This is a genomic window from Aliidiomarina halalkaliphila, from assembly GCF_007096385.1.
Lineage (GTDB): Bacteria > Pseudomonadota > Gammaproteobacteria > Enterobacterales > Alteromonadaceae > Aliidiomarina > Aliidiomarina halalkaliphila.
In genome coordinates this window covers 696,056-703,093 of sequence record NZ_VJWL01000001.1, presented here as the reverse complement: position 1 = coordinate 703,093, position 7,038 = coordinate 696,056, and the positions used below count along the sequence as shown (strand labels likewise).

Below are 7,038 nucleotides of genomic sequence, written 5' to 3'. Positions count from 1 at the left end.
CCCTCACGAGGCCAACACCCATCTCCGTGCTTCTAGTTGCCACAGTAAAAATAGGCCCCGGGGATGGGATTGCCCTCATGAGGGACGCCGTAAACCCGCCCATGGGGTAATAAAAAAGGCACCCAATGAGGGTGCCCTTTACGAAAGTTACTTGGTGAGCGCGTTACAGGCTGCCAAGAATCTCGTTCAGTAATGCGCTAGGGCGCATTGCTTTGCTCACGAGGTCGGCATTTGGCTGATAGTAGCCGCCGATTTCAACGGCAACGCCCTGAATCTTATTTAACTCATCAACGATTGCTGTCTCGTTCTGCTGCATTTTCTCAGCCAACGGGCCAAAACGCGTCTGCAATTCAGCATCGGCGTTTTGTGTGGCCAAGGCTTCTGCCCAGTACATAGCTAGGTAGAAATGGCTGCCGCGGTTATCCAATTCACCGGCTTTACGCGATGGTGATTTGTTTTCATCAAGGAACTTCGCGGTCGCCGCATCTAAAGTGTCTGCTAATACTTGCGCACGTTTATTACCAGTGACTTGGCTTAAATGCTCAAGTGAGGCGGCCAATGCCAAGAACTCACCCAACGAATCCCAACGTAAATGGTTCTCTTCAACGAATTGCTGTACGTGTTTCGGTGCGGAACCGCCAGCGCCTGTTTCAAACAAGCCGCCGCCATTCATCAGTGGCACGATGGATAACATTTTCGCTGAGGTACCGAGTTCAAGGATAGGGAACAAATCAGTGAGGTAATCACGTAACACGTTACCGGTCACAGAGATGGTGTCTTTTCCGTCCTTCATGCGCGCTAATGAATAGCGGGTGGCTTCTACCGGCGCTAAGATGCGCAGATCCAGTCCGTCGGTGTCATGCTCTTTTAGGTAGTTTTCCACTTTCTTGATCAATTGCGCATCATGGGCACGGTTCTTATCTAACCAGAACACGGCCGGTGTGTTGCTCAGGCGGGCACGATTCACAGCCAGTTTGACCCAATCGCGAATTGGTGCGTCTTTCACCTGACACATACGCCAGATATCGCCTTTCTCAACGCTGTGCTCGAAAATCACTTCGTTCTTGCTGTTGAGTACTTGCACTGTGCCGTTCGCAGGAATTTCAAACGTTTTATCGTGAGAACCGTACTCTTCTGCTTTTTGCGCCATAAGGCCAACGTTTGGAATGGTCCCCATGGTCGACGGGTCAAATGCACCGTTTTCACGGCAGAAGTTTATCGTTTCTTGATAAACACCGGCATAGCAACGATCTGGAATCATCGCTTTGGTGTCTTGCTGACCGCCTTTTGGATCCCACATCTTACCGCCGTCACGAATCATCGCAGGCATAGATGCATCGATGATGATATCGCTAGGTACGTGCAAGTTGGTGATGCCCTTGTCTGAGTTCACCATGGCTAATTCAGGCTGTTCGGCATAGATCGCTTGAATATCGGCTTCGATAGCTTTGCGTTGGTCGTCTGGCAATTCGGCAATCTTTGCGATCACATCACCAAATCCATTGGTTGCATCCACACCGAGCTCACGGAACAGCGTGGCATGCTTTTCAAACAATGGCTTAAAGAAAACTTTTACCGCATGGCCAAACAAAATTGGGTCAGAGACCTTCATCATGGTGGCTTTTAAGTGCAATGAAAGCAAAACGCCTTCGCTCTTTGCCGCCGCCGTTTCTTTGGCATAAAAGCTTTGCAGCTCAGCTGCACTCATGCGCGCTGCATCAACTACTTCGCCGGCGAGCACTTTAATACCGTCTTTCAACACGACTTGATCAGCAGGGGTGTTGAGCACCACTTTGAGGGTGTCGGCGTCGGTGAAGGTGGTGGATTGCTCTGAGCTATAGAAATCACCATCATTCATGTGCGCAACGTGAGTTTTGGAATCCTTGCTCCACGCGCCCATACGGTGTGGGTTCTTCTTGGCGTAATTTTTCACAGAGGCAGGAGCTCGGCGATCTGAGTTTCCTTCGCGTAAAACAGGGTTTACGGCACTGCCTTTGATCTTGTCGTAACGATTCTTAATGTCGCGTTCTTCGTCAGTTTTTGGCTCGTGTGGGTAATTTGGCAAGGCATAGCCTTGCGACTGCAACTCTTTAATCGCGGCAGTTAACTGCGGGATAGAAGCACTGATATTTGGCAACTTAATGATATTGGCTTCAGGTGTTTTAGCCATTTCACCGAGTTCAGCGAGGGCATCGCCAATACGCTGATCATCATTCAGGTACTCTGGGAAGCTAGCAATAATGCGACCTGCAAGAGAAATATCACGGGTTTCAACCGAAATGCCGGCCGCTTTGGTAAAGGCTTGAATAATGGGCAGTAGAGAATACGTGGCTAGGCGCGGCGCTTCGTCTGTTTCGGTGTAAATAATCGTAGATTTATCAGTCGACATTGTCATTCCTATAGGTTAATCACCTTCGCAGCCTACGCTTATATCGGGTGGCTGATGGTGCTGCAATGTGATGGAAAAGTTCGCGCCGTAGTATGTCAGTTTTAGCGTGTTTATTCAATGTTCGGCAGTGTTGTTCAGCCTATAAGGAGCTGTTACTCTTACAACTGTACCAAGTGGTATAGTTATTTATGCGGTAGCAGTATTTATACACTTACCGTTCAGTTTTTCACAAAGCTCTAGCCGCAAAGGTTGCCATTTTTTTGTTTTAACAAGAGATGGTAAAGGGATTCGTGAAAGTGAACCAGTAGGTCTATAAATAAGTAGAAATGATGGTAAGATCCGCGCGGATAATCAAACAAAGCTCTATGGCCTGGTGAAAGGGACCCCCAATGCGATTACGAATGTTTTTGATGTTGTTAGTGACCGGTTTAGTGTTCGGCCTGATTTTCGGCTACAAGGCGATCGGCAACTATTTCATGAACGACTTTTTTGACAATATGCCGGAAACCACGGCAACTATTACGGCCACAGAGGTCGTTCGCGATGAATGGAGCCAAACCTTAACATCAGTTGGAAATTTCGTAGCGGTAGATGGCACAACACTATCGAATCAAGTCGCTGGTGTGATTACCCATATTGGTTTTAAAAATGGCGAACCAGTGGAGCGGGGCCAGGTATTGTTTACGCTGGATACCGACGTTGATGAAGCAGAATTGGAACGGCTCGAAGTTGCCTTACGCATAGCGCAAACGGAAGCGCAACGTCTGGAGCGTCTGCAAGCCTCACAAAATGTATCTGAATCCGATCTTGATCGGGCACGCAGTGAAGTAGCACAAGCACAAGCAATGGTGCGCACGAAAGAAGCACTCATTCGGCAGAAAACTATTCGGGCACCATTTGATGGCTTTGCGGGTTTACGCGCTGTAAACCTAGGCCAATTCGTACAGCCGGGAACCTCGCTGGTATCAGTCACATCATTCTCTCCAATTTTTATTAATTTTAGTTTGCCGGAGCAGCATTTAAGCCGGATTCAGCCGGGGCATGCTATTGCGGTCACTGTGGATGCACAACCTGAACAGTCGTTTTCCGGTGAAGTCACTGCCATTGAACCGCGTATTCATGAGAGTACCCGTACCATTGAAGTGCAGGCCACCTTAGCCAATGAAGATGGTTTACTGCGCCCAGGTATGTTTGGTCGTGTGCGTATGTCCTACGGTGAGCCGCGCACGATTAACGTCATTCCTCGTACTGCAGTCCAATTCAATCCTTTTGGTAACGTAGTGTATATGGTGACCGAGGAAGATGGCACTAAACGGGTGCGTCAGCGCCTGATTCGTACGGGGCAAACCCGCGGTGATTTAATCGAAGTCACGGAAGGGTTGGAGCCTGGTGATATCATTGCGACCTCGGGTCTATTGAAGCTGCGCAACAACAGCGCAGTGACGATTAGCGAAGATGACGATGTGCAACCGCCAGCTGAGCAAGATCCGCAGCCAATCAATCGCTAACGCCGGGGATATTTCATGAAGTTTACCGATATCTTTATCAAGAAGCCGGTATTAGCGACTGTGATTAGTTTGCTGATTCTGTTAGTTGGGTTGCGGGCCGCCTTCGATTTGAATGTACGCCAGTTTCCTGAGATTAAAAATGCCGCAGTTACCGTATCCACGACCTATATTGGTGCGGATGCGGAACTGATCCAAGGGTTTATCACCACGCCGCTCGAACGTGAAATTGCTGCCGCTGAAGGTATTGATTACATCACATCGTCGTCCATGGCAGGGGTGAGCACCATTACTGCGTATTTACGCTTGGATTACGATCCTAATGCGGCGCTGACACAGATTGCCGCCCAGGTGAATAAACTCCGCTCTGATTTACCGGAAAACGCCATGGATCCTGTGGTGGAGTTGTCGGTAGGGCAAGACGTTGCCTCCATGTATCTGTCGTTTTATAGCGATATATTGGATGCAAACCAAATCACTGACTACCTTGTGCGGGTAGTTGAGCCTCAACTCGCTACGATTGCCGGTGTTCAGCGGGCACAAATCTTAGGTGCGCAAAACTTTGCCATGCGTATCTGGCTTGATTCTGGGCAAATGACGGCACTGAATGTGACCGGTGCCGATGTGATGCAAGCACTCCGAGCCAATAACGTGTTGAGCGCTGTTGGACGCACGAAGGGCTCACGGGTTGCAATCGACCTGAATGCCGATACTGATCTGCGAACCCCAGAGGCCTTTGAAGCATTGATTATTCGTGCGGATAATGGCTCGGTGGTGCGCTTACGCGACATCGCGGATATTGAGCTTGGTTCTGAATCTTATGAGAGTTCGGCGAGTTATAACGGCGAGCCGGCTACCTTTATTGGTATCGAAATTGCCCCAGATGCCAATTCTATTGATGTGATTGAGCAAGTTCGCCAAGTATGGGATCGCGATATTATCCCGCAGTTGCCGGAAGGGCTCGATGCCAGCATTTCCTATGATTCCACGGAATATATACAGAACGCCATCGACGAAGTCGTGATGACAATTGTGTTGGCACTGGTGATCGTATTGGCGGTCATTTACGCCTTTTTAGGCTCGCTACGTTCAGTCATTATCCCGGCTGTAGCGGTCCCGCTATCGCTGATCGGAACGTTCTTAATGATGTTGGCGCTCGGGTTCTCGATTAACCTGCTGACCTTATTGGCCATGGTATTGGCCATCGGTATTGTCGTCGATGACGCTATCATCATGTTGGAGAATATCTCCCGTCATTTGGAAGAGGGGATGTCACGTCTCGACGCTTCGATTCTCGGGGCGCGCCAGTTAGCCGGGCCTGTGATCGTGATGTCGACGACCTTGGTGGCGGTATTTGTGCCTATCGGCTTTATTGGTGGGCTTACCGGAACTCTGTTTGTGGAGTTTGCCTTTACCCTTGCAAGTACCGTAATTCTGTCAGGGGTGGTGGCGTTAACGCTATCGCCAATGATGTGTTCGCGCATTTTGCGCTCGCGCCGCGATGGCAGTAAACGTCCGCGCCTAGAAGCGTGGCTTGATACACGCTTTGATCAGTTAAAAAGCTGGTATCAACGGAAGTTACACAGCGCTCTGGACACCAAATCCGTGCTCGCGGTATTCGGGGCCATTGTATTGGTGTCCTGTTATTTCCTATTTGTTACGAGCAGCACCGAACTGGAACCTGAAGAAGATCTTGGCTTTGTGTTCGTGATTGGTTCCGCCGATGGTTATGCCACTTTGGATTATATCGAACAGAACTCACAACGCATGGCGCAGCTTCAACAAAACGTTGATGAAATCGATATGGCCTTTGTGATTAATGGCATGTTGGGTCCGGGCAGTGTAGGGACAGGTATTGGTTTGAGTCCGTGGGGTGAGCGGGATCGCAGTACGCAAGAAGTACTTGAAGCAGATATTAATCCGTTCTTGGAAAAAATTCCCGGCTTGAATGTGTTTGCTATTGTGCCGCCGTCGCTGCCAAGTCCAGGTGGCGGGTTGCCTGTACAGTTTGTGATTAGCTCAACCCAGCCGGTGGAGAACTTGCAGGAAATCGCCAACGATATCCGTAATGAAGCCATGGCTTCAGGGCGCTTTATCTTTTTGGATACGGATTTGCGCATTGATCGACCACGACAAACGATTCAGATTGATCGGGAAAAAGCCGCGTTGATGGGCGTGGATATGGCGCAGATTACGGCGGATGTGTCTTCCTTGATGGCTGGTGCCTATGCAGGACGTTTCGCTATGGAGAACCGGTCATATCGTGTGATTCCTCAGGTGCGTCGTAGTGAACGGCTCACACCGGATCAGTTAACGGAGTTCTATACCCGCAATCGAGCCGGCGAACTTGTCCCTTTATCGACTTTGGTTAGCTTGGAAGAATCAGTACAGCCACGGCAATTGAATCGTTTTCAACAGTTAAACGCCGTAAAGGTGGAAGGAGTACCGCGACCGGGTGTGTCGATTGGGGAAGCCCTTGGTATTTTGCAGTCCATTGCCTCTGAACGGCTACCAGACGGCGTTGTGGTGGACTACGCGGGGCAATCTCGTCAGTTTATGACCGAAGGCCAGCAGCTGTTAGTCACCTTCTTCTTTGCGCTCTTGATTATCTTCTTGGTGTTGGCGGCTCAATTTGAGTCGTTCCGAGATGCCATTATTGTCTTGGTGACAGTGCCCATGAGTATCTGTGGTGCCTTGATATTCGTGAGTCTCGGCTTTACCTCTCTGAATATCTATACCCAAGTGGGTTTGGTGACGCTGATAGGACTTATCGCCAAGCACGGAATCTTGATCGTCGAATTTGCAAACCGATTGCAACAAGAAGGCAGAAACAAACGGGATGCTATTGAAGAAGCTGCGGCCATTCGCTTGCGTCCGATTCTGATGACCACCGCAGCGACTGTATTGGCTGTCGTGCCGCTGTTGATTGCGAGCGGCCCTGGTGGCGGTGCTCGTTATGCGATGGGCTTAATTATCTTTACCGGTATGACCATTGGTACCTTGTTTACCTTATTCGTATTGCCAGCCATGTACTTGTACTTGGCAAAAGATCGCCAGGGTACGGCAAGCGCATAAGCAGAATCGTGTACGAGTGCCTAAAAAAACGTCCACCGCAACGTGGACGTTTTTTATTGGGCTGGAAAC

General features: G+C 49.6%; 3 protein-coding genes. 2 read left to right on the top strand and 1 reads right to left on the bottom strand.

Annotated features, from left to right (window positions below):
• Window positions 1-163 precede the first annotated feature (163 nt).
• On the bottom strand, window positions 164-2,389 hold the full coding sequence (locus FM042_RS03240; RefSeq protein ID WP_143234301.1) for an NADP-dependent isocitrate dehydrogenase: 2,226 nt from the start codon (window positions 2,387-2,389) through the stop codon (window positions 164-166).
• 389 nt (window positions 2,390-2,778) lie between these two features.
• On the opposite strand from FM042_RS03240, the gene FM042_RS03235 reads away from it, so the two are divergent.
• A complete protein-coding gene (locus FM042_RS03235) occupies window positions 2,779-3,897 on the top strand; it encodes an efflux RND transporter periplasmic adaptor subunit (RefSeq protein WP_143234300.1) in 1,119 nt (372 codons plus the stop codon).
• A gap of 15 nt (window positions 3,898-3,912) precedes the next feature.
• The gene (locus FM042_RS03230; protein WP_143234299.1) at window positions 3,913-6,969 is read left to right on the top strand and encodes an efflux RND transporter permease subunit; all 3,057 of its coding nucleotides are present in this window, start codon (window positions 3,913-3,915) and stop codon (window positions 6,967-6,969) included.
• Window positions 6,970-7,038 lie beyond the last annotated feature (69 nt).